The 25,330-nt window shown below is 51.4% G+C and carries 30 protein-coding genes and 1 tRNA gene; 26 read left to right on the top strand and 5 right to left on the bottom strand.

The genetic code is table 11. The annotated features are described in order from the left end of the window. Window positions 1-9 precede the first annotated feature (9 nt). Window positions 10-1,941 (bottom strand): hypothetical protein, encoded by a 1,932-nt coding sequence (locus Q1B04_RS02670; RefSeq protein ID WP_299755230.1) that lies wholly within the window; start codon window positions 1,939-1,941, stop codon window positions 10-12. A 120-nt stretch (window positions 1,942-2,061) separates the two neighbouring features. On the opposite strand from Q1B04_RS02670, the gene Q1B04_RS02675 reads away from it, so the two are divergent. Then, on the top strand, window positions 2,062-2,472 hold the full coding sequence (locus Q1B04_RS02675) for a DUF5329 family protein (RefSeq protein ID WP_299755232.1): 411 nt from the start codon (window positions 2,062-2,064) through the stop codon (window positions 2,470-2,472). A 53-nt stretch (window positions 2,473-2,525) separates the two neighbouring features. Continuing rightward, complete coding sequence (locus Q1B04_RS02680; protein WP_299755234.1) at window positions 2,526-2,882, top strand: STAS/SEC14 domain-containing protein; 357 nt, start codon at window positions 2,526-2,528, stop codon at window positions 2,880-2,882. 649 nt (window positions 2,883-3,531) lie between these two features. Here the strand turns inward: Q1B04_RS02680 and Q1B04_RS02685 are convergent. Continuing rightward, window positions 3,532-4,515: an isoaspartyl peptidase/L-asparaginase family protein gene (locus Q1B04_RS02685; RefSeq protein WP_299756185.1), complete on the bottom strand. Its 984-nt coding sequence runs from the start codon at window positions 4,513-4,515 to the stop codon at window positions 3,532-3,534. 159 nt (window positions 4,516-4,674) lie between these two features. Between Q1B04_RS02685 and Q1B04_RS02690 the strand changes: the two genes are divergently transcribed. Beyond that, a complete protein-coding gene (locus Q1B04_RS02690) occupies window positions 4,675-5,223 on the top strand; it encodes a hypothetical protein (RefSeq protein ID WP_299755237.1) in 549 nt (182 codons plus the stop codon). A gap of 181 nt (window positions 5,224-5,404) precedes the next feature. Next, a complete protein-coding gene (locus Q1B04_RS02695) occupies window positions 5,405-6,115 on the top strand; it encodes an OmpA family protein (protein ID WP_299755240.1) in 711 nt (236 codons plus the stop codon). A gap of 126 nt (window positions 6,116-6,241) precedes the next feature. Here Q1B04_RS02695 and Q1B04_RS02700 read toward each other — a convergent pair whose 3' ends face one another. Next, on the bottom strand, window positions 6,242-6,754 hold the full coding sequence (locus Q1B04_RS02700) for a DUF6141 family protein (RefSeq protein ID WP_299755243.1): 513 nt from the start codon (window positions 6,752-6,754) through the stop codon (window positions 6,242-6,244). Window positions 6,755-6,957: 203 nt separating this feature from the next. Continuing rightward, window positions 6,958-8,097 carry a cystathionine gamma-synthase gene (locus Q1B04_RS02705; protein WP_299755246.1) on the bottom strand — a complete coding sequence of 380 codons (1,140 nt, stop codon included), beginning with the start codon at window positions 8,095-8,097 and terminating at the stop codon, window positions 6,958-6,960. Between the two features lie 210 nt (window positions 8,098-8,307). On the opposite strand from Q1B04_RS02705, the gene Q1B04_RS02710 reads away from it, so the two are divergent. After that, entirely contained in the window at window positions 8,308-9,030 is a 723-nt protein-coding gene (locus Q1B04_RS02710; protein WP_299755248.1) for a VTT domain-containing protein, read from the top strand. 64 nt (window positions 9,031-9,094) lie between these two features. Next, a tRNA-Arg gene (locus tag Q1B04_RS02715) sits at window positions 9,095-9,168 on the top strand. 319 nt (window positions 9,169-9,487) lie between these two features. On the opposite strand, the gene Q1B04_RS02720 is transcribed toward Q1B04_RS02715, so the two are convergent. Then, complete coding sequence (locus Q1B04_RS02720) at window positions 9,488-9,724, bottom strand: hypothetical protein (protein ID WP_299755250.1); 237 nt, start codon at window positions 9,722-9,724, stop codon at window positions 9,488-9,490. A gap of 468 nt (window positions 9,725-10,192) precedes the next feature. Between Q1B04_RS02720 and Q1B04_RS02725 the strand changes: the two genes are divergently transcribed. The 20 genes from Q1B04_RS02725 to Q1B04_RS02820 all read left to right on the top strand — a co-directional run bounded on the left by Q1B04_RS02725 (window position 10,193) and on the right by Q1B04_RS02820 (window position 25,330). Continuing rightward, window positions 10,193-10,750 (top strand): hypothetical protein, encoded by a 558-nt coding sequence (locus Q1B04_RS02725; RefSeq protein ID WP_299755252.1) that lies wholly within the window; start codon window positions 10,193-10,195, stop codon window positions 10,748-10,750. Window positions 10,751-10,758: 8 nt separating this feature from the next. Beyond that, the gene (locus Q1B04_RS02730) at window positions 10,759-11,406 is read left to right on the top strand and encodes a hypothetical protein (RefSeq protein ID WP_299755255.1); all 648 of its coding nucleotides are present in this window, start codon (window positions 10,759-10,761) and stop codon (window positions 11,404-11,406) included. Further along, entirely contained in the window at window positions 11,403-12,494 is a 1,092-nt protein-coding gene (locus Q1B04_RS02735; RefSeq protein WP_299755258.1) for a hypothetical protein, read from the top strand. Before Q1B04_RS02730 ends, Q1B04_RS02735 begins: the two co-directional genes overlap by 4 nt. Next, window positions 12,485-13,216: a hypothetical protein gene (locus Q1B04_RS02740; RefSeq protein ID WP_299755261.1), complete on the top strand. Its 732-nt coding sequence runs from the start codon at window positions 12,485-12,487 to the stop codon at window positions 13,214-13,216. The genes Q1B04_RS02735 and Q1B04_RS02740 overlap by 10 nt, the downstream gene beginning before the upstream one ends. Further along, the gene (locus tag Q1B04_RS02745) at window positions 13,213-13,791 is read left to right on the top strand and encodes a hypothetical protein (RefSeq protein ID WP_299755263.1); all 579 of its coding nucleotides are present in this window, start codon (window positions 13,213-13,215) and stop codon (window positions 13,789-13,791) included. The genes Q1B04_RS02740 and Q1B04_RS02745 overlap by 4 nt, the downstream gene beginning before the upstream one ends. Next, window positions 13,772-14,359: a hypothetical protein gene (locus Q1B04_RS02750; RefSeq protein WP_299755265.1), complete on the top strand. Its 588-nt coding sequence runs from the start codon at window positions 13,772-13,774 to the stop codon at window positions 14,357-14,359. Before Q1B04_RS02745 ends, Q1B04_RS02750 begins: the two co-directional genes overlap by 20 nt. Before the next feature lie 72 nt (window positions 14,360-14,431). After that, a complete protein-coding gene (locus Q1B04_RS02755) occupies window positions 14,432-15,745 on the top strand; it encodes a S49 family peptidase (RefSeq protein WP_299755267.1) in 1,314 nt (437 codons plus the stop codon). 2 nt (window positions 15,746-15,747) lie between these two features. Continuing rightward, complete coding sequence (locus tag Q1B04_RS02760) at window positions 15,748-16,674, top strand: hypothetical protein (protein WP_299755269.1); 927 nt, start codon at window positions 15,748-15,750, stop codon at window positions 16,672-16,674. Between the two features lie 14 nt (window positions 16,675-16,688). Then, window positions 16,689-17,000, top strand: a complete 312-nt coding sequence (locus tag Q1B04_RS02765) for a hypothetical protein (RefSeq protein WP_299755272.1) — start codon at window positions 16,689-16,691, stop codon at window positions 16,998-17,000. Between the two features lie 17 nt (window positions 17,001-17,017). Beyond that, window positions 17,018-17,545, top strand: coding sequence for a hypothetical protein (locus tag Q1B04_RS02770; protein WP_299755274.1), 528 nt, complete (start codon window positions 17,018-17,020; stop codon window positions 17,543-17,545). A 17-nt stretch (window positions 17,546-17,562) separates the two neighbouring features. Next, window positions 17,563-17,757, top strand: a complete 195-nt coding sequence (locus Q1B04_RS02775; RefSeq protein WP_299755276.1) for a hypothetical protein — start codon at window positions 17,563-17,565, stop codon at window positions 17,755-17,757. Between the two features lie 100 nt (window positions 17,758-17,857). Then, complete coding sequence (locus Q1B04_RS02780; RefSeq protein WP_299755279.1) at window positions 17,858-18,442, top strand: hypothetical protein; 585 nt, start codon at window positions 17,858-17,860, stop codon at window positions 18,440-18,442. Beyond that, entirely contained in the window at window positions 18,423-19,067 is a 645-nt protein-coding gene (locus Q1B04_RS02785) for a hypothetical protein (RefSeq protein WP_299755281.1), read from the top strand. The genes Q1B04_RS02780 and Q1B04_RS02785 overlap by 20 nt, the downstream gene beginning before the upstream one ends. After that, the gene (locus Q1B04_RS02790; protein ID WP_299755283.1) at window positions 19,067-20,716 is read left to right on the top strand and encodes a hypothetical protein; all 1,650 of its coding nucleotides are present in this window, start codon (window positions 19,067-19,069) and stop codon (window positions 20,714-20,716) included. Before Q1B04_RS02785 ends, Q1B04_RS02790 begins: the two co-directional genes overlap by 1 nt. Before the next feature lie 243 nt (window positions 20,717-20,959). Then, on the top strand, window positions 20,960-21,556 hold the full coding sequence (locus Q1B04_RS02795; protein WP_299755286.1) for a hypothetical protein: 597 nt from the start codon (window positions 20,960-20,962) through the stop codon (window positions 21,554-21,556). Window positions 21,557-21,709: 153 nt separating this feature from the next. Beyond that, window positions 21,710-22,057, top strand: a complete 348-nt coding sequence (locus Q1B04_RS02800; RefSeq protein ID WP_299755289.1) for a hypothetical protein — start codon at window positions 21,710-21,712, stop codon at window positions 22,055-22,057. Next, a complete protein-coding gene (locus tag Q1B04_RS02805; protein WP_299755290.1) occupies window positions 22,058-23,395 on the top strand; it encodes a hypothetical protein in 1,338 nt (445 codons plus the stop codon). It abuts the gene before it with no gap. Between the two features lie 2 nt (window positions 23,396-23,397). Beyond that, window positions 23,398-24,372 carry a DUF6712 family protein gene (locus Q1B04_RS02810; RefSeq protein WP_299755292.1) on the top strand — a complete coding sequence of 325 codons (975 nt, stop codon included), beginning with the start codon at window positions 23,398-23,400 and terminating at the stop codon, window positions 24,370-24,372. A 19-nt stretch (window positions 24,373-24,391) separates the two neighbouring features. Next, window positions 24,392-24,793, top strand: coding sequence for a DUF5675 family protein (locus Q1B04_RS02815; RefSeq protein WP_299755295.1), 402 nt, complete (start codon window positions 24,392-24,394; stop codon window positions 24,791-24,793). 3 nt (window positions 24,794-24,796) lie between these two features. After that, on the top strand, window positions 24,797-25,330 hold the full coding sequence (locus tag Q1B04_RS02820) for a phage holin family protein (protein WP_299755298.1): 534 nt from the start codon (window positions 24,797-24,799) through the stop codon (window positions 25,328-25,330).

The raw sequence follows: 25,330 nt of genomic DNA on the forward strand, positions 1-25,330 counted from the left end.
CTAACTACTTCAGCTGGCGTCTTCGCAGTTGCAAAGGCCTTTGTCTAAAGTATAAATTACGTCAAAATCCTTCTCCACCTCCTGCATTTGGTGCTGCAGACGCGCATTATACTCCTGCACTTTGTCCAGCCGCTCTTCGCTTAGCTCCTTTTTATTTAATGCATCAAGCATTTTAATGGATTTGCCAAACTCATTGTTTTTCTCATACATGCGGCTGATGTACTGGTCCAGGCCATTGTTGGTAGAGGCAGAGGCCATCTGCAGGTTGTTTTCTATGCACAGCTGGCGCTTCAGAAACTTAAATACCGTTGCTTCGGCGCTTTGGTTAAGCTCCTCTTTTTTCTTCAGGGCCTGCTTCAGCTTAAAGCTGTCGTAACGTTTGTTATAGTCCGATATGGCCTCGCGTACTTTATCGCGGCAACTCTGGCACTTGCTGGCGCTGGCTTTTTCCAGTAAACTATTGCGCTGCTGCATTGTCTCGTCGTTGGCCTCTGTATTGCTCAAAACCTGCACATCTTTCTGAAATACTTCGCTGTACTGCAGCTCTTCCAACTTCTGCGTAAGGCGAACAATGGCCTCCCCTTCTACCGATGCAGACAGCACCTCGCGCTTCGGTAACTCAATGGCGTATAACCTGACAAGGGCAGCCTCCCGCTTCTCCGGGGTATTCCAGGCTTTAGGGTCATTTTCTAACTCACGCAGGGTGCTTACCAGCAGCTTACCGTTTTTCAGGTTATGGTCGGCTTCCAGGTATAAATCAGCATTGGTAAGTATGGACTCGTACTCAGACCGGAAAATGTTTTGATAAGTGCTGTTCTTGGCAAATTCCTTTTCCCTTGCGTCAAAAATGCCTTTCAGCCGCTTATACTCCTGCACAATGCCAAAGAGGTTTTTGGCATTGATGTCGGCGCTGTTGTTGCGGTAGTTCAGGCGGTAGGTGTTCAGGTTTTGCTTCATATCAGCGAAGGAACGCAGAAACTCCACAAATAGCTTCTCCTGCCGGAAGGTCTCGTCATTGATCAACTGCTGATCGTAGGCTGTCTGTATTTTGAGTTTGCGCTTCTCGATCAGGTCCAGCGTTACTTCATCGCCCGTCAGCACATCCATTTTATAAAGCGATTTATAGTTGGCCACCACCATAAACGGGTAATCCTTGTAGCCGGTCATTTCCTCCAGTTCGCGACGATCCAGCTTGTTTGGGTTTTTCTGCAGGTAGTCTGTCAGCTTTACTGTTTTGATGTCTACTTTTTTTACATCATTCGGCACAAACACATAAATGCGCACCGAGTGCAGGCGCGTATCAAAATCTTGGCCCTCGTACAGGCGAATGGTAGAGCTAAACTTGTACTCTTTGCGGCTGGCCCTGGAGTTGAGCAGGTTTCCGAACTCGCCCACCAAAGACAGCACCGCACTGGTTGGCGTGGTGAGCTTTGAGATAGCCATCAGCTGGTTTGCCACCAGGTTAAACACTTGGTCGCTTTGCCCGTTTGTGATTGCCTTGGCGTTGATAACGGCATCAATGTTATTGTTGGCGGAGCCGAGCGGCATTTTATCTATAATACGCACCACTTCCTGGTGGTCGCTTACCTGTGTTTTGTAGTCGTTCTTGTCCTGGTCAATGGCAAAGTTGTAGAGCGGGTACACGATGTCGTCGTTGCCGAAAAGCTTCATGTTCTTCAGCTGTGCCGTTATCATGAGATACTCCAGCACGTTGCCATACTTCTTTTTCGGTTTTCGCGAGCCTGTTTCCAGCTCATTCAGAACACGCGTAAACTTATTGCCGTTGTATAGATAAATATCAGTAGAAAGATACTGCCATTCATCCGAAAACTGATAATCATCGTTGTAACTATAGCCCAGGCGGGTTTCTATGTTGCGTTGCGCATAAACGGCCTGTTGGCACACCAGTAAAAGTACTAAAGCTAGAAATTTTCTTCTCATAAATGACGTTGCTGTGTCGTAGGGAGGACTGCACCAGCCCGGCTGAGACCACTAAACGTTAAAGATTGAACTTAAGTGCATTAAAGATGCTAATAATAACGCTATAATCATAAAATTTATATGAATTCAAAGATGAAAGCATGCGTGCTTTTGAGTTTTACGCTTTGCGCCGGCTTAACCTCTGCGCAGGATATTTCAGCTCAGGGCAGCTACGTGGCCACCTCCAACATCTCTGCCGAAAAATTTACAGAAGACCAGAAAGTAGAGCGTCTGATACAGTTTATAGCCAAAATGGATGGCGCTACATTTATTCGCAATGGCAGTGAGCATACTTGCCGCCAGGCAGCGGAACACTTGGAGTCGAAGTGGGAAAAACATCGGGATAGTATAAAAACAGCCAAAGGATTTGTAGAAGAACTTGCCTCCCGCTCCGGCCTCTCCGGCAAGCCTTACCAGATCCGTTTTGCAGACGGCACTGTTAAAACGACCAACGAAGTGCTGCTGACCGAACTTAAACAACTGGAACAGTAGCCTTAAAACGCAGCCATCCTTAAAACCGTATGGCAAAGTATAAATAAATCCTTATGCTACAGCTGCTCGAACAATCCAAAGATGATCTGGTTGCCTTCCGGATTTCCGGTAACGTAGACCGAAACGATTATAACGTTATGCTGCCTTTGCTGCAGGAACGAATTAACCAGCATGGCAAGATACGTGTGTATGCAGAGGTGCAGGACGTGGAGGATTATTCATTGAGGGCGCTGTGGGAGGATATAAAGTTTGACCTGAAACATGCGGCAGACTTTAGCAAAGTAGCGTTGGTAGGAGACAAGAAGTGGATTGACTGGCTAACGATTATGGCCAAGCCTTTTACCAGTGCCGATGTAAAGTACTTTGACTATTCGCAACGCCAGCTTGCCTGGGATTGGATAAACGTATAAGTAGCTATTGAAGACAAACGGCCTGGTAAGTATACTTGCCAGGCCGTTTGCTTTTATTACCGGTTAGTAACGCACTGAAGTTTAAAAATTCTGTTGATTCTTTACTACAGCCATACTTTATACTTTCATAATTGCTAATTCTAGTGAATTGAGCCAAGCTATACTTTGTAACTGGTGCTTATCCACGGCTCTAGACCCTGCTTGTTTCATTTCTGGCTTTTGCTCCCTCAAGGCGGGGGTAGGGGCCCTCTTTAAGGGAGGCCTCGTCTTCCCGCATCGTGCTGTGTTCCCTTCCTTTGCTACCCTTCGGTCGCAATGCCCTTACGGGCACCGGAATCTCACAAGGCGCTCTTTTTCGAGGCCCCCTACCCCCACGGAAAGACTGGGATTAGTTTTCAATAGCCACTGCTGGCGGAACTTGAACCATACTACCTCCCCTGCTTTTAGGGGAGGGCTGGAGCAGGGTAAAAATTCCCCGCCTTAGACTACCGAGAACGCTAGTTCGAAGGTAGCGAGCGTAGCTCTGAGGGGTTAGGGGTGGTTGGATAATACACCTGATAGAACTTCTCCAAAGTCCTCCTTCGAAGGGGGATGAAATCATGCACGAGCAATTTTACCTCTCTGACCGATACCGGACTTTATACTTTACTTAATCCTTATAAATCGCGACTTCTGCTTTGCCGTTTTTGATATACCCGCGGTACATGCCTGCCGAGTTGAATGGCATAGAGATGTTGCCTTTACTATCCAAAGCTATCACTCCGCCTTCACCGCCACGCTCCACCAATTTCTTCATCACCACTTCTTCGGCAGCTTTTTTTACAGAGTAACCTTTGTACTCCATCATGGCAGCAATGTCGTGGGCTACTACAGAACGGATAAAGTACTCGCCGTGGCCAGTGGCAGACACCGCACAAGTTTTGTTATCGGCGTAAGTTCCGGAACCAATAATCGGCGCATCGCCAACGCGGCCATAGCGCTTGTTGGTCATGCCGCCTGTAGAAGTACCGGCAGCCAGGTTTCCGTAGGCATCGAGCGCCACAGCGCCTACTGTGCCAAACTTATTGCCTTCTGTAAAGATATTCTCGTTGCTGCTAGTGCCGCCATCGTGGTCGAGCTGTGTTTTTTCCTCGCCTTTTATCTTCTGCAGCTGGTTGTAGCGGGTTTCGGTATGAAAGTAAGACGGATCAACAAGCTCCACATTGTTAAGTTTAGCGAATTGCTCTGCCCCGTTTCCGATCATCATCACGTGCTCCGATTTTTCCATTACGGCACGGGCCGCGGTAATCGGGTTTTTGATAGTAGTGACGCTGGCCACAGAGCCAGCCATCAGGGTCTTGCCATCCATCACAGCGGCATCCATCTCGTTTTTGCCTTCGTTCGTAAATACGGCTCCTTTGCCAGCATTAAACAGCGGGGAGTTTTCCATTACGTGTATAGTCGCTTCCACGGCATCCATACTTGTTCCGCCTTTTTTCAGCACATCGTACCCAACCTGCAGGGCTTCGTTCAGTTTTTCGCGGTAGGCCTTCTCTTTCTCCGGTGTCATGTTTTGGCGGGTAATTGTACCGGCGCCGCCATGTATCACCAAAGTAATTTTACTATAATCGGGTTTGCCCTGGGCTAGGCTCATAAAGCCGGCTAACAGAAACAGGCACAGAAAGTATAAACTCTTTTTCATGGTTAGTATAGTGGTGTAGGTGATGTTAAAGCATTGCTAAATATAATGCATTTTGGAGTATCCCGCACAAAATTCTCATCTTGCGCGCTTTACACCATTTGGCTTATACCTATGTTTCTACTCCGGCTACGGCACTGGCAGGCATTTCTGCTTATACTTGTTTTTCCGTTTTTGCTGCAATACGGCCTGCTCCGGCTACTGGACAACCTAGGCATACGGCTCGAACCAGCCTCCGCCATGCTGCTGGATGCATTACCGGCAACAGTGTATGTACTGTGGCTGTGGCTGGTTGGCCTTTGGCTTTTCAGGCGGCTGCCGGCAAGTATAAAAATCAAACCTTTGTCCTTTCACCTCGGTGCGTTGTATAACATACTTTACACGCTGCTGTTTGTGTATACGCTGGAGGTGGTGCGAAACAGTATGGCCGCCGGCACGCTTCCGTTTGGCATGCTGGCGCTGCTCGTACCGATGCACTTATTTGCTACTTTCTGCTACCTGTACATGGTTTATTTTTTGGCGCGATCGCTTGTTAGCGTAGAGCAGCAGCGCGTGGTGCAGGGCCGTGAGTATTTGGGCGCGTTCTTCCTGTTTCTGCTGCTGCCGGTGGGTATCTGGTTTCTGCAGCCAAGGCTCCGAAAAATCTATCTTGCAGAAGTATAGATAGATACGTTATTTTTTGTGAAAAATATAGTTACTATACAATATTCTAAAGAATCTTACGTTTTGGAGCAGAACAAACGTTAAATTGTTGGTTTTTATAGAGTTTTCTTAGCTTGCAGGCTGATCTTTTACCATATTTGCAAATATTCTCAAACATTATCCAAACAAATAATTATCACCCATGAAATCCAATTTCTTCAAAGCATCTCTTGCCCTCGTGATGTGCTCTACAATGATGGCATCTTGCGTATCTTCTAAAAAATACGAAGAGCTGCAGGCAAGCAAAGAAGCACAGGAGCGTGAGCTATCTGCCTCTAAAGCTAAAGTAGACGAGCTTTCTAACTCTCTGAGAGAGCGTGAGCAGAAACTAGCTGACATGGAGCGCGCCATGAACGAGCAGAACAAGATCCTCGACAACCTTAAAAACGAGGTGAACGCTGCGCTGCAAGGCTTTAACCAAGGCGACCTGAGCGTGGCTGTTAAAGATGGTAAAGTATACGTTTCTATGTCTGATAAGCTGTTGTTCCCTACTGGTAGCACGAAAGTAAACCCAGGCGGCAAAAAAGCTATCGACCAGTTGGTGAGCGTACTGAAGAAAAACCAGGAAGTTGGTGTGATGGTAGAAGGCCACACAGATGACGTGTCTGTAATGAGCGGCATGAAGTACATGACTGACAACTGGGACCTGAGTGTGCTGCGCGCCACTGAGATTACCCGTCTGATGACTGAAAAAGGCTTGTCTCCTGACAGAGTAACGCCTGCTGGCCGCTCTTTCTACATGCCGGTTGATGCTGGACGTACTGCAGCTGCCAAAGCTAAAAACCGTCGTACAGAAATCATCCTGACTCCAGACTTTACTGAGGTTTACAAAATCCTAGGCATCCAGGCTTAGTTTTAACCTTTCTTTATAAGAAGCGCCGGCAACCACTTAGGTTACCGGCGCTTTTTTTATTTGTGCTGAGCAAGTATAGCTGCAAAGTATAAACCGGCGCTTTTTGCCAATTAACCGCCTCCCTAACTAAACTTTCATTTGCTTGGCCTCGCTGATGGCCTGGAACAGGTCTTTAGGGTTTTGGGAGCCGATGAGCAGCGGGTCGCGGTTGTAAAAGTATAGCTTCACACCCTCGTTGCCAGACATGTTGTAAGCTTTCCCTTTAAAACCCCACCTTATTCCCCAGCCGCCATAGTCGCTGATGGGGTTATAGGTAACGCGCTCATAATCTCTTACCAAGTGCAGCGGCACTTTAACAGCCTTCAAATGGAAAGGCCAAAAACGCACCTTCACCAAGCCTGGTCGCACCTCTGTAGTAAGCGACATGCGGTAAAAGAAGTAAGGTAGCCCCAACCCCACCAGGGCAAAAAGTATAGCCAGCTGCACATCCGACACAGGCCGGTTGCCATACTCCCCGCCCAACAATACCTGGTACACAAACCCAAACCAGAAAATGGCTGCCACACCCAGCACCACAACCCACAGCCAGAATTGCCTGAACCGCTGTCGCTCTCTGTATAGTATGATATCGTCAGACACAGGTTTAACTTAAGATTGGATACAAGTATAAATATCGAGGTTCCGATTTTAGTTTAAATACGATTACGTTAAGGTTTGGCTGTTGAACATTACTTTCAGGTAAAGTATCAACCACACAAAGCGCTGCCTACACATAAGGGAGACAGCGCTTTCAAGTATAAAAAATCTTTTATCTTGATCTTATACTTGGTGTTCTTTGCCAACTATCCAATCGCCTGCTCCAGGTCGGCGATTAGGTCTTCTGCGTCTTCCACACCTACGCTCAGTCGGATTAACGAATCGCTGAGACCGGCTTTTAGGCGGTCTTCACGCGGAATGCTTGCATGTGTCATGCTAGCCGGGTGGCCGCAAAGAGACTCCACACCGCCTAATGACTCTGCCAGAGCAAACAGCTTCAGGTTCTCCAAGAGGCGCATCGCATCGTCCACATTATCGCCCTTTAACTCGAAGGATACCATCCCTCCAAAGTCGCGCATTTGGCTCTGAGCCACCTCATGGTTCGGGTGCTCCTCAAATCCGGGCCAGTATACTTTGCCAACCTTTGCGTTACCTTTCAGGTACTCTGCTACTTTTCGGCCGTTCTGGCAATGGCGCTCCATGCGCAGGTGCAGGGTTTTAAGGCCGCGCAGCACCAGGAAACAATCCTGAGGCCCTGGTGTGGCACCGCAGGAATTTTGAATAAAAGCCAGTCGGTTGCGCAGCTCATCATCTTTCACAACAATAGCGCCCATTACCACGTCAGAATGGCCGCCCATATACTTGGTAAGCGAGTGCATGACCACATCAGCACCCATATCGAGCGGTGTTTGCAGGTATGGCGTGGCAAACGTGTTATCGGCTACCAGCAGCAGGTTTTGCTTTTTGCAGAGTTCACCATAAGCTTTTATATCGATAATGTTGAGCAGTGGGTTGGTAGGCGTTTCTACCCAAACCATCTTTGTGTTTTCGTTCAACAGCTTCTCCACATTGCTTATATCCTGCATGTTCGTGAAGTGGAACTTGATGCCGTAGTTTTGAAAGATTTTGGTGAAGATACGGTAGCTGCCACCGTACAGGTCGTTGGTGGAAATCACCTCGTCGCCGGGCTGCAGCAACTTTATAATGGCATCTACAGCAGCCATGCCGGAAGAAAAGCAAAGCCCATGCTTGCCGTTCTCGAGTGCCGCCAGTGCATTCTGCAGCTGCGTACGGGTTGGGTTGTGCGTGCGCGAGTATTCATAACCCTTATGGTCGCCGGGCGAGCGTTGCACGTAGGTGGAGGTTTGGTAAATTGGCGTCATGATAGCGCCTGTGGATGGGTCTGGCTCCACGCCAGCATGTATAGCTTTTGTTCCGAACTTCATGTTATAGATTTTATACTTGTGTAAAACTTGTTTACCGACTCTCCGGCTTTAGCAGCCGCAACAGCGAAATGAGCGATTGTTGCAAGTTAAAAAATAGCCTCGAAGTATAAAGGCACCTCCTCGTCAGCTCGTTTATACTTTCAAAGCCGCTAAAATCTTTTGTCCTTTGTCTTTCGTCTACATTCAGATCAAACAAAATATACTTACTGCATGAAATCACTCCCGCTGCTGCGAACCTTTATACGCGAAAATGCCTCCACGTTTGTTTCTATGTTGCTACTGGTGGTGGTGCCGGTGGTGGTAAGCTCTACAATGGCCGTAGTACTCTACAACTACCAGGACCTGCTGCAGGGGCTGTCTACTTGGGAAATGCTGCTGTACTTTGCCATAATCTCTTTAACCATGGCACTGGCTCTTACACCTACCACCTTGATAGCTTTGATCAGTGGCTTTTACCTGGGCTGGAGTGGCTTTGCTGGCATTGTGGTATCGTATGGTATCGCCGCGCTTATTGGCTACAGCATAGCCCAACTGGTGGACCACGGTAAGATGATGGGCTTTCTGAACCGCTTTGATAAAGCTCGTGCTTTAATGCAGGAGCTGCGCAGCGAGAGTTGGAGCCTTATCTTCCTGACCCGTATTTCGCCAGTACTGCCTTTTGCCCTGATGAACTTTGTGCTCTCGCTGCTGCAGATAGATAAGCGTAAATTTTTCCTGGCAAGTATAATAGGCATGCTGCCGCGTACGCTTTTCTTCTTCTGGGTAGGCACGCAAGCCCGTGATGTGGTGCAGGCGCTGCAGAATCCTGACACCGGACGCGGAGGCCAAATCCTGATGGTAGCATTAATTGTTATTTCTATTGGAGGTCTTTACTTCCTGTTCGACAGGGCTTTAAAGCGCGCACTACGCAAAGCAGCAGCTAAAAATGAATAATTTTTTACAACAGGGCTTGCGTATAACGAAAAAAGGCCTTTACTTTGCATCATAATAACGGATCGGTCACGTAGCTCAACTGGATAGAGCATCTGACTACGAATCAGAAGGTTAGGGGTTCGACTCCCTTCGCGACCACCGAAAAGCCTCTTATAGCAATGTGAGAGGCTTTTTTTATTTTGTGGGTGCGGTTGTGGGTGCGGTATCCTCATGAAATATGTGACAGTGGCCACAATATTTGTTTGCCACATCATTCGGGTTGTGGCTCACTCGCCCGCAGTTTAAGCACATGATCTGCTCCTGTCCGGTCTTCTCACTTTCCGATAAAGCATAGGTTTTGGTGTGGGTGGTCAGCTGTTGGTCCTCACCCAGTCGCTCCTGGTTCTCCATAAGTTAAAAGTATTGGAACAGCAATGTATAGAAAAAGCCCCTTATATGGGGCTTTTAATCATTTATGTTACGCTACCGCCTGGAGACTGCCATGGATTACTGCACTAGGATAAAGCAGCTTTACCAGGTCCAGGTGCTGGCGGTCCTGTGGGAATTTCAAAACCTTTTTGGCTATTGTTACCCCTCTTGTAAAGCCGCTGGGGGCATTGGAGTAGACAAAGATATGTCCTCTGTAAAGGTTGACGGTGTAAAGCGCCGCCGGCACTGCTGCAGCGCGGGCGGTAAGGGTCGGATTTGTTTGCATAATCGTAGGGGTAAAAAACAATTGCCCCAGTAGTACAGAGCTGCAAACAAATCCAGTGGATTTAATTCGGGACCTCACGGCTTCCCCACTCTGTACTACCCGGGCAATTGATATATAGCTTAAAACTATAAATAGCCTTAAATAAAAATCGCCACCCAAAAACACAGACTGTTTTAAAGTGGCTATCTGTCTCCACTGAATTTGTTTGCACTTCAAAAGTGCAGAAGGATTCTGGCATTTCCAAAGCAGTGCGCAAAAATTTTTATGACTTCCCTCCCAAAGTGCTAATTGAGTAAAATTTAAATTGCACCTTTTGAATCAAAACTAATGCTGGGATGTATTGCTTCTGATGGAGTATATTGCTAAATTTATATGCACTAATACACATGCGATTAATACCCCTCCATCAAAAAAAGAGTGCCGTAATTGTCCCTTGTTTCTTCTATAGAAACAGGCAATTTTATGCCTATGAGTAAAGATCTACTGCGCTACGTGAAACTGCCTGTCAAGCCGCTGGTCCGGAAGTACCTGGAGGCGAAGTACGGGGCACCTTTGCGAATTACCAGAAAAACAAACGAGGGGAAAATGCTCATTTCCCTTTTCCGGAGCATGCAGCATGATGCCCGCTTTGACAGCCGTATGCACGTCTACACGGACGAGATCACAATGGAGGTCAGCGTGAACAAACTTCACAAGCGCATGCGCGGGCGGCAGTTCACCAGCCGGGCCGTGTTTGACTTCAGCGACTTTGTGGAGACGCAGATCTCCGACAGCTTCAATGCCTTTGCCGATGTGCTGCGCTCCACCGGCTACCGCTGGACCGTGAACGACATCTACACCATGTTCATCCAGCGCTACGGCCTAACACCGGATGATATTGCTTTCGAGACGCTCAAGCGCGGCTACAACCGTTACCGGGACGCCTTAAACGAGGTCAGTGTTATGGAAGTTAAAATAGTTGAAAAAAAGAGTGCCGTAATTGTCCCGCCTACTTTGTCCTATGATGAGATGCGTGCCGCAAGCTAATTTGCGGCATGAGCCAATTCAGCAATATCCTTCCTGACGTTAACGGAAACAAGGGAGGACACCAACTCTGCTTCTATGTGCCAGCTGATGATGTAGCCGGCTGGCCAGCCGCTAATGGCCTGGTGCTGCAGGGCGATATCCAGCTGAAGCCAGGCAAAGTCTGGTACCTCCTGGGTTATACCCGCCATACCTCCAGCTACGAGCACAAGCTGAAGCCAGACTTTAGGGGAGGCCTTTACTCGCTTGAGCAAGGCGGCTTCCTACCAACCGACTCCCCTGCCCTGGGCAGCCAGCTGCTCCGCATGAAGGGCCGGCGCTTTGTACTGGCCTTTAAGGATTACAATGGCTACCTGCGCGTAACGCCGCCCGGACACTCGCTTACCTTCTCCGAAAAATTCGACTCACAGGATAGCCCTTCAGGTCTGAAGGGCTATGACATCACTTTCGAGGGGGCTGCCCCTCTGCCAGCCTTATACTATAGCGGAGGGATGCAGGTGAGCGAGCTCGGCATGGTGGCCCCTCCTATCGGAAACGGTGGCGCCCAGGCCCCGGTCACTATCCGCTACAACGGCAGCATCGTGAAACTGGTGCAGCCAGGCGAGGAGCTGCTGATCACCTCTGACTTTACCCTGGACTTTGAAGTGAAATTTATATGACCGACGCACAGAAAACCGCCCTTAAGCTTAAGATCGGCGAATACCTGCCCTCCGGCAAAGGCGCCATAAACGGCCTTGCCATCCGCAACGCCCTGTACCAAATTGTGGATGACTTTGACTTGGATGCCGATACACTCCAGGCTGCCATCGACAACAAAAGGTTCAGGCTGGAGCAGTGGATTGCCGGCTCCTGGAAATTGGGAGAGTTTGCTGTGTCAGCAGATAAAAGGAAAATCTTCACCCCGAAGGCTGACATTGCCAACAGCCAAACAGCGCCAACAGCTGAGAATACCTATTGGAAGCTGGTGCTGGAGTCTGCCACGGATCTTGATATCAGCGCATTTACCGCATATACCGCTGAAGATGACGTGCAGGATGCCGATGATCTGGTGTTGCAGCAGAGCAATGGAAGTAAACGCAAGATGAGCTGGAGCTGGCTGTGGGGGAAGGTTAGTACAGCATTATCGGGCAAAGCCGACCTGGTGAACGGCAAAGTGCCAGTAGAGCAGCTTCCGGCCTTTGAGGGAGGCACCACGGTCAACAGTACCGATGATATTGCTACGGAGGGAGCCACCAACAAGTGGTTCACCGATGCGCGCGTGTACCTGGCAAAGGCATCTAGTTATGTGATTCAGGGCACCACCCGCGCCATTACGCAGAATGACACGTTGGGCATGATTCTGGGTATCTTTGAGAACCGTCTCAATTCGCTTGCCACCTCTATCACCAGCCTGACCAACAGCCTGGTTAACTACGTGCTAAGGACTGACACCACGCGCACCGTAGCCTCCACAGGCACAATTCAACTGATCATGAACCGCAATGCGGTGCTGAAGGTCAACAACGCCACCACTCCAGGGCAGGTCACAGGCAACCTTGCAATCCAGCTCACAGGCGGGGAGGCAGGCGTGGTGCAGATACTTCCTTTTAAAGCAGACCCGGCCTACACTATAACGCTCCCAGCAGGCGCGATAAAGCAGGGAAGTAAAACCTCCTTCAACAACACCCTGGGCGCGGAGAACGAACTGTGGGTGCTCTGCAAGCCGGATGCGGCCGGAACGCTTAAATACTACTACCAATGGATCTGACCGCTCAGTATTACGCGCACCTGTTAGGCTTCAGCACCTCCGCCATCCCCAGCTTCTTCGACTGGAAGGGCGGTGTGGAGAAAGATGTTTCGGGAAAAGTGACGGCACTGCTCGACACCCAAGGCAGGCGAACCGCCACTTATAACGGGTCTGCTACCAATAAGGTGACTGAGGCTGGTGGCATACTGCAGCTCCGGGGCGGGGGTGGCAGTAGTGACACCAGTACCTCGTTTACCCTGCAGCAGGCAAACTTCCGCTCGGCCATCTTCCTGATCAGGAGCTTCAAGCCGGATGCGGTAAACATGCTCACGGGCGGCAGGCTGACGAGTGGCATCGCCGCAGGCGCTCAGGTAGACTCCTTCATAAGAGAACCCGAAATTTCACTCGATGGCAACGCGGGCGGAGGGGCGGCATACGACCTTCGCTTAAATGGCGCGCCTCTAGCTGTCACTCCCGGCTCGAACGGCAACTACCTCGGCTCCTTCGCTGGCCCTATGATCCTGCAGTTCAACTACACCATGGAGGTGGCCTCCCAACTGGAGTACCTGTTCCGCAGGTGGAACTCTGGCTTCTCGCCCTGGGCAGACATTGAGCGCTTCACGCTGTCGAGCACACTTTGGACGCAAACCGACATACAGAAACTGGAGGGGGTTTACGCGCATGATGCGGGAACCCCCTCCGAACTAGCAAATAATCACCCTTACAAAAGCAACAGGCCATGACAGAACAGATCAACCAACACGACTACATCAGAGGCGGCAGGGCTCTCTCTGACTTTTCAGGCAGAACAGCAGGTAACAAGGTGATCCTGTGGACCGATCACCACAACCCGGGTATTCCCAGCAAGGGGCAAAAAGTAAGGGAGCGCTTCGAAGATGTCCATATAAGGTTCGAGCGTGACGAGTTCGGCAGAGGGGTGCTGGCAAGCATCAAGACAACAGGCAAATTGGCCCTGCTGGCCAATGACGGCACCTGGTGGGCAGACACAGCCTATCCAAGGGAGGGTGATGCCAACGAGCAGGATGAGCAGGATTTTATTGATATGTTCCAAGCCATTATAGCCAGCCTTAGAAATTTTCGAGTTAGAAAGTATGAGGGTCATAACTACATGCCTGTTGCGACACTGGACGAAGCAGGCAAGCCTGTAGATATTCCGGACGAGTGGTACGAGGCTGGCAACAGAGTGGTGGATGGCGTGGCCTATACCACCGCCTCAGCGCCAACTCACAACTACGACACACACCGCGTGGACGGCACACCTATAACCCCTGAGAAAGATGCAGAAGCGACAGTTTAAGTTCGTCTCCCTTTTGGCTGAGCACACGCTGCTCAGGCCGCACCCTGCCACCTGGTTCAGCTGCTCTATCCGGGTGCTTTGCTGCAGCCGCTACAGCCATTACTCCATACTTATGATAGATGAGCTGGATGGCAGCTTCCACATGATTGAGAGCACCTGGCCGAAGGTGAAGGTTAAAACTTACCAGGAGTGGTATGCGCACTCTGATAGGTTGGTGCTGCCGCAATTCCTGGATGAAGCCATCTGGCCTTTCGACCTGGAGGCGGTGCTGGCGAAAGAGGGGGAGAAGTACCCGGTGCGCGACATCGTGGAGCAGCCGCTGGACATAGCACGCACCTGCTGGTTTGCCATTGGCCACAGGTGGAACGGCTTTAGCGGCATCGGCAGGGGAGGAACCTTCTGCACTGAGTTGGCGGCCACAGGCATGGGCAGGGCAGATTCTCACCGCATCAGGCCAAACGATCTGTACTCGCCGCTGGGTATTGTGGGTGTCATCAACGGCGAGGAGTTTAGGACTTACAAGGGGCAGCAGGCGGCAATGCCAGAATTCTTACTGCAGGCAGTATAATCCAGTATCCAACCCTGTCCTTTTTTACGCTAGCCTTCAGGCTCACCTTTGCATTGCAAGTTACCTGAAGCAATGCACGTAAATCCTATCTTATCAGCCATCCTTCGCGGCCCCTGGTTAATAGAGTCTGGCACAGCCAACGCCTTGTTGCCTGTTTTGGACACGTTAATGCAGGGCCGCGAGTTGGCCCACTCCCAAGAGAAAGTTACAAGTTTCGTCTCTGCCATCTCCATGCAAGGCGGCAAACCCTCTCAGTTTTCCAGTTTCGATGATGCCCCTGCCGGCTCTGTAGCTGTGATCAACCTGGATGGCGTGATGATGCGGGAAGATTCATGCTTCTATTACGGTACCGAAACGCTTGCTGCAGCTACAAAAGCAGCCTTCGAGCACCCCAACATAGTTGCCCTTGTAAAGGTGGTTAACACTGGCGGTGGCACTGTAGATGGCACGGAGGCATATGCCCAAGTTTATGGAAGCTCACCTAAGCCTACCGTCACCTACGTGAAAGGCATGATGTGCAGCGCCGGTGCTTGGGTAGGTTTGAAAGGCAAGCATGTGATGCTGGAGGGCCGCACCACTATGGTAGGCTCGATAGGCACGCAGATAGAGCTGCGCAAGTATAAAAACGATCAGATGGAATCTCATTTGATCCGGGCCACCGAGTCGAAAGATAAAAATGAGGTGTACCAGCAGGCCCTGAAAGGCAACTATGAGCCGATCATCACCAAACTCCTGGACCCGCTCAACAGCGTTTTCCTGCAGCAGGTGAAAGAGGTCCGCGGTGAGAAACTCAACATGGAGAAAAACCCACTGACAGGTGAGGTTTATGTGGGCCAGGAGATCATCGACCGTGGCCTTGCTGACTCTTTCGGCACTTTGGATGATGCCATCAATCTTGCGCTGGAGTTAGCCGGTGCCACTTCAACTAGCAAATCATCTTCTAATCTTAATCAAAACCACATGTTTGGGAAAAACAAGTTTACCGCTATCGGTGCGCTTGCTGGCCTTACTGCAGTAACCGGGGAGCAGATTACAGCTGCTAACGACGAACTGGAGGAGAAGGGCATCACAGCCGCCGCCCTCATCTCTGCCGAGGATTACAGTGCCCTGAAGGCAAAGGCAGATCAGGCTGATACTCTTTCAGCCGAAAACACGACCCTGAAGCAGGGCAAAGAGGCTGCTGAGACCAACGTGACGAAGCTTACGGGTGAGCTGAAAACGGCTCAGGACCTAGCCGCTTCTTACGGCAAACAGCCAGGTGCCACACCTACCACGCCAGCGCCAAAAGGCCAAGAGCTGGAGGACGAAAATGAAGAGGAGGAGGTTGACGCTGAGGCGGCTCACTTCGCTTCTATCGGCAACATGTTCAAACCTTCTAAATCATAACAATGGCTGACGCTATTAACATCTCAAAAGTAGACCAGTACGCTAAAAAGTATAAATCGCAGCTACTGGCACTGGCACTGCTCGATCAAAATGTTTTCGCAGACTTTAATGTGTTGCCGGGCATTAAGGACGAATTTGTGCTCACGACCCTGAGAATGGGCAACGTGGTGAAGCCTTACACCAAAAACTGGAACCCTAGCACCGGCGGAGAGCTGGAGCCGCGCACCCTGAAGGTGCACCTGGGCAAGGTGGAGCTGGAAGAGGAGCCGCTGAAGTATAGAACTACTTACCTGGGCTTCCTGATGAAGGCCGGTGTAAACGAAAAGGATCATCCGTTCGAGAAGTTCTTCACAGAGGAGGTAATGCGCAAGATGAAGAGCGAAATCAACCTGGAGACAACCTTCAACGGTGTTCGCAACGCTGCCGGCAACTCAGCTAAAGACCTCGCCAACGGCTTTCTGAAAATCATCGAGGATGAGATCACAGCCTTGAAAGTAACACCTATCGTGACAGGTGTTATTGATAACAGCAATGCCGTGGCCAAGCTGAAAGGCATGTACAAAGGCCTTCCGAAGCAGTACCGCGAAGTGATGATGAACATCTACTGCTCTTACGAGGATTATGATGCTTACTGCGAGAACTACCAAACCAAAAACGGAGCCCTGCCTTACAACACGCAGTACGAGCACGTGTACCTGGAGGGCTCTAACCGAAGAGCTAAGCTGGTACCAAAAGCCGGCTTCGGTGATTCGCGCAGAATTATCATGACTCCGTTGGAGAATATGTGTATCGGTGTGGACCTGGCTTCTGACCAGGAGAAGATCGGTATTAATAACGCAGATGTTTGGGTGGTTAAGTTCTACGCAGCCTTCGCCTATGGCCTGCAGATCGCGCAGCTTGATGCCCTGTTTGTAAACGACCAAGCATAAGGAGGTAATCTAAAATGGCAGATAACAAAGAACTTACTTCAGAGCAGCAGATTGCTGCCCTGAAGGCTCAACTAGCCGAGCAGAAGCAGCTTAACGCTGAACAAGGGAAAGTAATCGAGGAGCAGCACAACCAGCTGAACGAGATTGCCTCCAGTGACGCACCTGCAGTGCCTGTTCTAACCATCGATAAGAAGAAATACCAGGTAGTGATCCGCGCTTTCGAATACAAGGGCGTGAAGCATACTGTAAAGTCGCTGTCGGAGGACAAAAACCTGCAGAAGGAGCTGGTGAAGATCAGCTCCGGAGTACTGAAAGAAATTGAGTAACCTCTAAAGCAAAGACAATGACATACGATTTGCAAGATCTGAAAGACCTGGAGGGCAAAAACAATAACGGCGGCGTGAAGACGCGCTTTTACTTCGCCCCTGAATCTGCCTTCGCTGAGGGCGGCATTCAGGAGGTAGATGCTGACGGCGTGACCATCTCCACCCCTCACGCTTTTAAGCCCGGAGAAGGTTTCTCTGAGATCTACGCCACACTGGATGGCGCGGAGCTGAAGCTTGACAGCGTTGGCGAGCGTGACGGCCGTGGTAAGGCCCCTGCCGGTGAGTTCTTTCACCCAGGCAACACCGTGGCCGCCGCGCAGTTCGACATCGTCTCTAAAAACCGCCCCGGCATCCTGCTAGTGGAGGAAATGGACGGTACCATTGTGCAGTACGGTGCAGCTGGCCTGCCGATTGAGATCTCCGGCGCTTATACTTCCGGAAAGCAGTCCGGCACCCGCCGCGGCTGGACCTTCACTGTAAGCGGATACCAAAACGGCATGCAGCATTACACTGGTGATATCGCCCTGAAACGAAACGCTGTTTAACACCCTAATTCAGAGTCATGGAAAAAGCACCGCAATTAAAGCCAGAGGTGGCCGAGAAATATGAACTCGGCACCCATCACACCGTGATCAGGAGAGGCTCCAAGGTAATTGACCTGACAGCCCTTACGGTGGCAGAGGCAGACAAGCTGGTAGGGGCCGGCAATTTCCCTTACCTGAAGGCAAAGGAGAAAGCCACTGCCAAAGCGAAGTAACAAAGCATGCAACTTTAGCCAAAGCTGAGGGCCGCGCCACCTGGTGCGGCCCTCTCTTTTTGTCCTTTTATCAGGCCTGCTATACCTCCATTTTCGCTGCATGGAAATCCGGAAATGGCTTGACAGTGACAGAGACTATGAACAGGGCCGGCTGCTGTTTGAAAAACACAGCCTAAACCAGGCGCTCAAGAACCTCTTTGCCCTGGGCCCGGGCGTCTATAACTCCAGGAAGCTGGAGGAGGAGCTGGAGAAGCTCCAGGAGCCGGAGCCTCCGAAAGCAGTTGCACCAGGTGCCGCCCCAGCTAAGCCAGAGCACCGCGATGTGAGCCTGCAGGTGTGGGAGCAGCTCGTGCCATTGCTTGATGAACAACGGGCGCTGCACACGGCGCTGAGCCTGCTCCCGACCAACGCCGCTAGGTTGAAGCACGCCGTCCGGATCATGGAACTGGCCGACCGGCTGGCCCCGCTCTGGGACACCTACCACTACGCCAAGGAGCATGGCCGGCTTCCGGAAGTCGAGGTGCAGCACCCGGTACCGAAAAAAGAGGCAGACCAGCTGCGCCGCCTGAACAACCTGCGCACTTACCGCTCCAGGTACCGGGACCGCCCGGACAAGCTTGCCGAGATAGAGCCAGAAATCAAACTATTAGAAGAGGCACTGAAAAATGTCAATCCAGAAGTATAGACCCGCCAAACGCACGCCGGTGGAGAAGGAATCCACCATCGACCGGCTCCACACCTACCTGGCCTTGGATAACGAGGAGGAGGCAGAGCATTACCTGACAGAGCATGAAGAGAAGGTGCTGGCCCGGTACTTCTCCATATCAGCACTTTCCGACAGGGGCATGCCGACTGAAAAGATGATCCGGAAGCACTGCAAGAAGTATAACCTGCACCGCTCCACCGCCTTCCGAGACCTGACGAACTCGCAGGAGCTTTTTGGCAATGCCTCCCAGGTAAGCAAGCAGGCCAAACGCTATGCCGTAGAGCAGCTGGCCAGGCGGGGCTATGAACAGGCCGAAATAATGGAGGATGCCCGCGCCATGGCCCAGCAGGTGCGCAACATGATCATGATTAACCGCCTGGATCAGGACGATTCCAACGCTGTCGATCCAACCCGCATCCAGCCGCCTACGCTGGTGCTTCAGGTTTCGCTTCCGGAGGGAAAGGCTGCCACTTTCGATGTGAATAAGCTGAAGGATATCAAAGACATCTCCTATGAGGATGTGCTGGAGGGCTATGAAGAGGGCCAGCGCAGTGACCGGCAGATGGAGAAGTACCTGGATGAACTGGAGAGCGAGCGCGAGTAATGGAAGAAACCGAATACAAGGCCTATAAGCCCAACCCGGCCCAGTTGCGCACCCTGCTCACCCCTCGCAGCTCAGGCACGTCTGTTTGGGGTCGTGGTACCGGAAAATCCTCCGATATCGCCAATTTGATGCATACCATTGTCACCACAATGCCGCGCAGCCTGTGGCTGATCACTGGGCGCTCTTACATGCAGATGCTTACCCGCACGCTGCCTTCCACGATTGCCTCTCTGGAGCGCCTGGGCTATTACCGTAACATTCACTATTTCGTCGGGCGCAAGGCACCGGATAACTGGCGCTGGGACCTGCCTCTGCAAACACCGCTCAAGTACGACCATTTCATCCATTTCTTCAACGGTACCGGGTTTGTGATGGTCAGTCAGGTCGGAGGTGGCGGTTCCGCCCGTGGTCTCAACACAGATGGCTCTATTACAGACGAAAGCCTGTTATTAGACAAAGAGGCCTATGATGAAGAGGTTGTGCCTACCCTCCGGGCCAATAAGGATGTATTTGGGCACCTTCGCATGCACAGGGGTCATTTTCACCACACCTCCATGCCTTACGGTGACCAGGGGCGCTGGCTCCTAGACCAAAGCAAGTACCTGGAAGATAATTACGACTTTTTGGGCATCACCAATGAGATGCTCGATCTGCAGCTCAAGTTTATAGAGAGCCGCGACAGGCAGCACCGGCTAAATCTATGGCAGGAGATCAAGAAGCTTAAAAAGCAGCTTAAATTCTATCCAGATAAGAATGGGCGCCTCTATACTGAGGCGAACGTATTTGACAACCTGGAGAACATCCCGCTGGCTTACCTGCAGGAGCAGTACACTGTGCTGGCTAAGTTTGCTTTCCTGGCAGAGGTACTGAACAAGCGGCCTGCCAATGTAGAGCATGGCTTTTACCCTTACCTGGATCTGAAGACGCACGCCTATGATGGCCATAGCAGCAGTTATCTGGATAGCTTCCACTATGACCTGAAGAAGCTGGGTGTGGTGGATAGCCGCATGGATGGTGATGTAAACGACCTGCTCCCGCTCCGGATCACCGCTGACTTTGGTGCCCGCATCACCACCAGCGTCGTAGCCCAGAGCCTGCCCAAGGAGTACCGTTTCCTGAAAGGCTTCTATGTAAAGCACCCTTTGCTCATTAAGGATATCGTGAATAACATCACCACCTACTATAAGCACCACACCAATAAGCACATCTACTTCATCAAGGACAATGAGTATGGTGATAAGCGCAATGCTAACTCCAAGCTCACCTATAACCAGGAGTATGTGTCGGAGCTGCGGAAGGCAGGGTGGCGTGTCAGTGTGGTAGACCTGGGGCGTATACCAGACTATGATGTGCGCTACCTGATTGCCCAGGACTTCCTGAAGGTGAAGGATCACTTCCAGCAGCTGCCACTGATGCAATTCAACCGGCACAACTGCAAGGATGTGCTCACAGCTATGTCGCTTACCCCTATTAAGTATGGGCGCAAAGGGCAGCTGGAGAAAGACAAAACCAGTGAACGCCGTAAGTCCACACCGGCCCAGGAGGCCACTCACTTTGCCGATAACTTCGACCTGCACATGCTCTCGATAGGGCGCCATGAGATGATGCCGCTGCCTGATCTGTCGGAGCTAATCGTTACCGGTGCCTAGAGCCGAAGCACATTGCACCTCTCCAAAGCCGCAGCCAACCAAGTTGCGGCTTTTCTTTTCTCCGGAGCGCCTCAGTCATATATCCCGAAAACAGGGGGTGCAATTGCGAAAAATCGTTAGGGCACGTCGGGGTTAATCGTCCGGCTTTGAGACAGATTTTTGTAGATGAGAGGGCCTAAGCCGTATAGATCAATTAGTTGGCAAAATAATTTTGAGACTAGTATTTTAAGCGTATTTTCGGACATGGAGAACACTACTGAAGGGCACTTCTTCTTAAATTTATGGAACCGGGCACCGGGCAAAGGCTCTAAGTTTATGCAGCTAACGGCCAAGTTCAAAGGTGTTGATAGCCTGGGGTACCAACACGGAAAGTCTTATCAGTTGTCTGTTGCTTTGATGCCATTCCCTCCAAGGGTAATAATAAAAAGATTATCTGGTGGAGGGCTTTGCCCTTATGAGTCCCTGAATGCCTTTTACGAGAATTGGTACTTGTTAAGCACAGGCGACGCTAAACCTCAAATTGATCTTATTTCTATTGATGAAGCATTCCGACTGCGATCAAATGATGTTTCTGATAAGCTCATCAAGCAGCTTAAAGAAGCGCAGGAAGCTATCGTTAAACACATTTTAACTCACATGCTCAGAAGAGAGCCGGAAGAATCCGATTATCGCAGAGTAAAGATATTGCTAAAGGATTCTTCAATGGAGCGAGATGTGTTTTTTGATGAGATTCATATTGGTAGTATGATGTTTGTAAATGATGGAACCACTCACACTTCTGATATGGCATTTGCAAACTGTACCCGAATCATTTTTCAGCCTAATCGGAACTATAGATAACGCATAAACGGCGCCGGCCACTTCCGGCATAAATAGATGGGCAACAGCCCAAGAGCAGCAGCCCCAGCCAAATTGGTTGGGGCTTTTTTATTCCCCTTTCCCCCTCCAACCCTGTCCTTTTTTCCGCTGGCATAGCCCCGCATCTTCGCAGTGATGATGCAGCCAGCCACCATACGTTTAAAGGAAGTCCTGCGGCGCATGGACTCCAGCGCTGAGGAGTTCTCCATTGCCTACGTCAAGTATAACAAGCGGCAGAAAACCGGCGGCGACATTGCCCGCTTTGAGCGGTGCATTTGCACCGGTACCAGGGCGAAAGGCACACGCCAGGAGAAAAGCCGGCAGACGCTGGTAAAGCCTCAGGTAGAGGCAAAAAAGCAGGCACGCAACCCGAACCACTTCGTGAACGCCACCCGCAACCTGCAGGTGCTGCCAAGCTTTGTGATCCGCAAGCTCCACATCTGGCTCATCATCGAATTCAACGGCATTAAAGTGATTCTATAGATGAGCGTTTACGTTTCAGACGATTTGACCATGGCCGCTAGTGGTAAGTATATCTTTACCACCAACGCGGCCGCAGGCCCCGCCCCCGGGAGTCCCGGCAAAACCGAACTGGGGGCTGCTCCGACCTCCCCGGTGGAGAAAGACACAAGCAGCGGGGAAATTGCTAACTGGGGCGATGACAACCAGTTTCCCACACAGGTAAGGCGTGAGGCAGAGGAAAGTGAGATACTGCAGGAAAACCTGGGATGGAAAGCCGATGCCTGGTACGGCGGGGGCATTGTGTATGGCCTGGTCGATATCGATGCGCAAGGGGAAGAGACGTTTACCCGCGTCCGGATTCCGGAGGTGGAGGCCTTTCTGGCCAGAAGCCGCCGCTATGCCTACGAAACGCTGCTGGCCCTCTCCTACTTTGCCAACGGCTTCGGAGAGTTCATCCTGACGAAAGACCGCAAAGAGATCTGGTCTATCTGCAACCAGGATACCGAGTACTGCCGCTACAAAAAGCCGGATGCCAAGGGTGTGATCTCGCACATCTACATTAGCGCCAACTGGGCAAACACCTCCAGGCCGGACGATATTGTACCGGTGCCGGCCATTGATCCTTATTTCGACACGCCGGATACTATACGCGAGCGCACCGACAGCTGGAAGTACATGTACCCGGTGGCCATTCCTTCACCAGGTAAGACACTCTACCAGCTGGCTCGATGGAACGCCATACGCCGCTCCGGGTGGCTGGCCCTCCTGAAGAAGATTCCCAACTTCAAGCTGAACATGTTCGATCACCAGCTTTCCACCAGGCACATGGTGGAAGTGCACCACCGCTATTGGGAGTGGAAGTATGGCGATTGGGAAACCAAAGACAAAAAAGAGCGCCAAAGCATCATTTCCGAAGAGGTCAAAGCCTTTGATAAGACGATGGCAGGCGTGGATGGGGCTGGCAAGTCTGTCTTCAGCATCACGTTTCCGGACCCACAGGACCCGAGCAAAACCATCAGCGCCTTCAAAATTACCTCGATCGATGACAAGCTGAAGTCAGGCCTGTATGTGGAAGACTCACAGGAGGCGGCTAGCTGGGTGTACACGGCCATTGGCGTGGCCCCTACCCTGCGCGGCATCCACCCGGGCAAGGAAATGGGTGGCGGCTCCGGCTCCGATGCCCGCGTTGCCTTCAACAACTTCATTTCTACTTCCAAATTCCCGCAGGACCTGGTGCTGGAGCCGCTGCACTTTGTCCGAGACTACAACGGATGGCCTGAGAACCTCCAGTTCAGATTTGCCGCGCCGCTGATCATGACGCTCGACTCCGGAAAATCTTCCCAACAGGAAACAAAATAGCCATGCTGAACATCACGACAGAAGACCTTAAAAAGCGTATTGGCGTAACGGCCACTGCCAAAGCCCTGGAGCTTTACCAGGCAGATTTTTTCCAGGTGCAGGACGATATCCTGCGGGTAAGCTTCGGTGAGGACTTTTACCTGGACCTGAGCCAGAAGTATAACGAGGGGCTGGCCACTGAGAAACAGCTGGAGTTGGTGGCGATCCTGCTGGATGCCATCGTACCCATGGCACAGGGCAATCTGCTGCCGCTACAGGCACTGCAGATCTCGGACCGGGGCGTGCACATTGTCAGCAACGCCAACGAGAAGACGCCTTTCGAGCACCAGATCAAGGCGGCGCAGGCCTCCTTTGCCCACAAAGGCTTCCAGGCGATCGAACGGGCACTGCGCTTCCTGGAACGCCACATCGATCACCCGGACTTCGAGCTTTGGGCCACCTCAGAGGCCTGCACGCTGTTCAGACAGCACACCATCTCCAATGCCGAGGAGTTTCAGAACGGCTACAGCATCGGAAACAGCCGGCGCACCTACATGGCCCTGCTGCCAACTGTCCGGAAAGTGGAGGACTTCTACCTGGAGACTGCGCTGGGCGGTGACTTCTGGTATGAGCTGAAGGAGCAGCTGAAAGACCGCGACGTGCACCCGGATAACCTCTACCTGCTTAACCGCTTTATACGCCCGGCCGTGGCGCTCCTGACCGTGGCGGCAGCGCTGGAGGAGGGCGGCTATACCTTCAAAACAGATGCCTTCCTGCTGAGCGATTCAGCTGAGCCGGTGGATGCCGCTATCCTGAACAGCAAACGGGCCAAGGCCGAGAAAGACGGCAAGGCATACCTTTCCAAGCTAACAAACTACCTGAACGCAAACGCCTCAGCTGAAAAGTACGCCACCTACTTCGCCAGCAGCACCTACCTGGCTCCAGGCTCAGAGGTAAGCCGCAACGAGCCAGAGAGCCGCATCTACGGATTTTACTAACCCTTATACTTTTAGCCAAATGGATTTAAGAATCAAACGCCAGCCTTCCGACAGCAAGCAGACGCTGGGGCAGATGGAGGTGGTGAGAAATGACCAGGCTGTCTTCAGCTGTAAAACGCTGGAGCTGGCCTGGCGAAACAATGAGCCGCAGATCTCCTGCATCCCGACGGGTACCTACCAGGTTGTAAAGCGCTGGTCTCAAAAGTACGGCAACCATTTCCATGTGCTGGGTGTCCCGGGCCGCAGCTATATCCTGATCCACGTGGGCAACTACTACACTGAGATCCGGGGCTGCATTTTAGTCGGCACCACCCACACCGACATCAACAGAGACGGCTACCGCGACGTGACAAGCAGCAAAGCGACGCTGAACAAACTACTGGAGCTGATGCCGAAGTCCTTCACCCTTACCATCAACTAAACCATGCGCCTGCTCACCCTGCTCCTGGTCCTGACTCCTTTTCTTTCGGAAGTGGGCCAGGTCTTCAACAAGTATGTCTTTTCGGATTGGGACTTTGTGCCTTTTCTGGCTGTGGCCATCACCATCGATACCCTGACCGGTGTGTACGTGAATGCCAAGCTGGGGCGCATCCACAGCTTCCGGATGCGCTCGCTGTTCGAGAAGCTGCAGATGTACGTGGTCGGCCTGATCATAATCCATGGCCTGGCCAGTCACCTGGTGGACGGATCACCAAACCAGTTGGTGCAGCTGATCGTGCCCTTCGGCAAGGGTGCTTTCTACTTCTACATGCTGGCCTGTGAGGCTATCTCTGTCGAGGAAAACCTGCAGCGCATCGGCAAAGGCTACCTGCCCAAGTGGATCAAGACCAAACTGATGGACTACAAGGAAACAGGCAGAGTAGAGCAGCGCACGCCTCCACAGCCGGCCACACCCTCCGAGGCTGGTTATGCCTACACCGAGGCCGGCTGTGCGGATGGCGATTGCGCAGATCATTAA

Origin of the sequence: uncultured Pontibacter sp. (assembly GCF_947495565.1) — a bacterium.
In the GTDB taxonomy this organism is placed as follows: Bacteria; Bacteroidota; Bacteroidia; order Cytophagales; family Hymenobacteraceae; genus Pontibacter.

Excerpts from the sequence above, each read along its gene's own strand:
- Q1B04_RS02770 (WP_299755274.1), top strand. The coding sequence starts at position 17,018 with ATGACATACGATTTGCAAGATCTGAAAGACCTGGAGGGCAAAAACAAT.
- Q1B04_RS02680 (WP_299755234.1), top strand. The coding sequence starts at position 2,526 with ATGCTACAGCTGCTCGAACAATCCAAAGATGATCTGGTTGCCTTCCGG.
- Q1B04_RS02810 (WP_299755292.1), top strand. The coding sequence starts at position 23,398 with ATGCTGAACATCACGACAGAAGACCTTAAAAAGCGTATTGGCGTAACG.
- Q1B04_RS02675 (WP_299755232.1), top strand. The coding sequence starts at position 2,062 with ATGAATTCAAAGATGAAAGCATGCGTGCTTTTGAGTTTTACGCTTTGC.
- Q1B04_RS02745 (WP_299755263.1), top strand. The coding sequence starts at position 13,213 with ATGACAGAACAGATCAACCAACACGACTACATCAGAGGCGGCAGGGCT.
- Q1B04_RS02805 (WP_299755290.1), top strand. The coding sequence starts at position 22,058 with ATGAGCGTTTACGTTTCAGACGATTTGACCATGGCCGCTAGTGGTAAG.
- Q1B04_RS02765 (WP_299755272.1), top strand. The coding sequence starts at position 16,689 with ATGGCAGATAACAAAGAACTTACTTCAGAGCAGCAGATTGCTGCCCTG.
- Q1B04_RS02710 (WP_299755248.1), top strand. The coding sequence starts at position 8,308 with ATGAAATCACTCCCGCTGCTGCGAACCTTTATACGCGAAAATGCCTCC.
- Q1B04_RS02815 (WP_299755295.1), top strand. The coding sequence starts at position 24,392 with ATGGATTTAAGAATCAAACGCCAGCCTTCCGACAGCAAGCAGACGCTG.
- Q1B04_RS02725 (WP_299755252.1), top strand. The coding sequence starts at position 10,193 with ATGAGTAAAGATCTACTGCGCTACGTGAAACTGCCTGTCAAGCCGCTG.
- Q1B04_RS02785 (WP_299755281.1), top strand. The coding sequence starts at position 18,423 with ATGTCAATCCAGAAGTATAGACCCGCCAAACGCACGCCGGTGGAGAAG.
- Q1B04_RS02720 (WP_299755250.1), bottom strand. The coding sequence starts at position 9,724 with ATGCAAACAAATCCGACCCTTACCGCCCGCGCTGCAGCAGTGCCGGCG.
- Q1B04_RS02775 (WP_299755276.1), top strand. The coding sequence starts at position 17,563 with ATGGAAAAAGCACCGCAATTAAAGCCAGAGGTGGCCGAGAAATATGAA.
- Q1B04_RS02780 (WP_299755279.1), top strand. The coding sequence starts at position 17,858 with ATGGAAATCCGGAAATGGCTTGACAGTGACAGAGACTATGAACAGGGC.
- Q1B04_RS02820 (WP_299755298.1), top strand. The coding sequence starts at position 24,797 with ATGCGCCTGCTCACCCTGCTCCTGGTCCTGACTCCTTTTCTTTCGGAA.
- Q1B04_RS02755 (WP_299755267.1), top strand. The coding sequence starts at position 14,432 with ATGCACGTAAATCCTATCTTATCAGCCATCCTTCGCGGCCCCTGGTTA.
- Q1B04_RS02740 (WP_299755261.1), top strand. The coding sequence starts at position 12,485 with ATGGATCTGACCGCTCAGTATTACGCGCACCTGTTAGGCTTCAGCACC.
- Q1B04_RS02750 (WP_299755265.1), top strand. The coding sequence starts at position 13,772 with ATGCAGAAGCGACAGTTTAAGTTCGTCTCCCTTTTGGCTGAGCACACG.
- Q1B04_RS02735 (WP_299755258.1), top strand. The coding sequence starts at position 11,403 with ATGACCGACGCACAGAAAACCGCCCTTAAGCTTAAGATCGGCGAATAC.
- Q1B04_RS02800 (WP_299755289.1), top strand. The coding sequence starts at position 21,710 with ATGATGCAGCCAGCCACCATACGTTTAAAGGAAGTCCTGCGGCGCATG.
- Q1B04_RS02790 (WP_299755283.1), top strand. The coding sequence starts at position 19,067 with ATGGAAGAAACCGAATACAAGGCCTATAAGCCCAACCCGGCCCAGTTG.
- Q1B04_RS02690 (WP_299755237.1), top strand. The coding sequence starts at position 4,675 with ATGTTTCTACTCCGGCTACGGCACTGGCAGGCATTTCTGCTTATACTT.
- Q1B04_RS02705 (WP_299755246.1), bottom strand. The coding sequence starts at position 8,097 with ATGAAGTTCGGAACAAAAGCTATACATGCTGGCGTGGAGCCAGACCCA.
- Q1B04_RS02685 (WP_299756185.1), bottom strand. The coding sequence starts at position 4,515 with ATGAGCCTAGCCCAGGGCAAACCCGATTATAGTAAAATTACTTTGGTG.
- Q1B04_RS02795 (WP_299755286.1), top strand. The coding sequence starts at position 20,960 with ATGGAGAACACTACTGAAGGGCACTTCTTCTTAAATTTATGGAACCGG.
- Q1B04_RS02695 (WP_299755240.1), top strand. The coding sequence starts at position 5,405 with ATGAAATCCAATTTCTTCAAAGCATCTCTTGCCCTCGTGATGTGCTCT.
- Q1B04_RS02760 (WP_299755269.1), top strand. The coding sequence starts at position 15,748 with ATGGCTGACGCTATTAACATCTCAAAAGTAGACCAGTACGCTAAAAAG.
- Q1B04_RS02730 (WP_299755255.1), top strand. The coding sequence starts at position 10,759 with ATGAGCCAATTCAGCAATATCCTTCCTGACGTTAACGGAAACAAGGGA.
- Q1B04_RS02670 (WP_299755230.1), bottom strand. The coding sequence starts at position 1,941 with ATGAGAAGAAAATTTCTAGCTTTAGTACTTTTACTGGTGTGCCAACAG.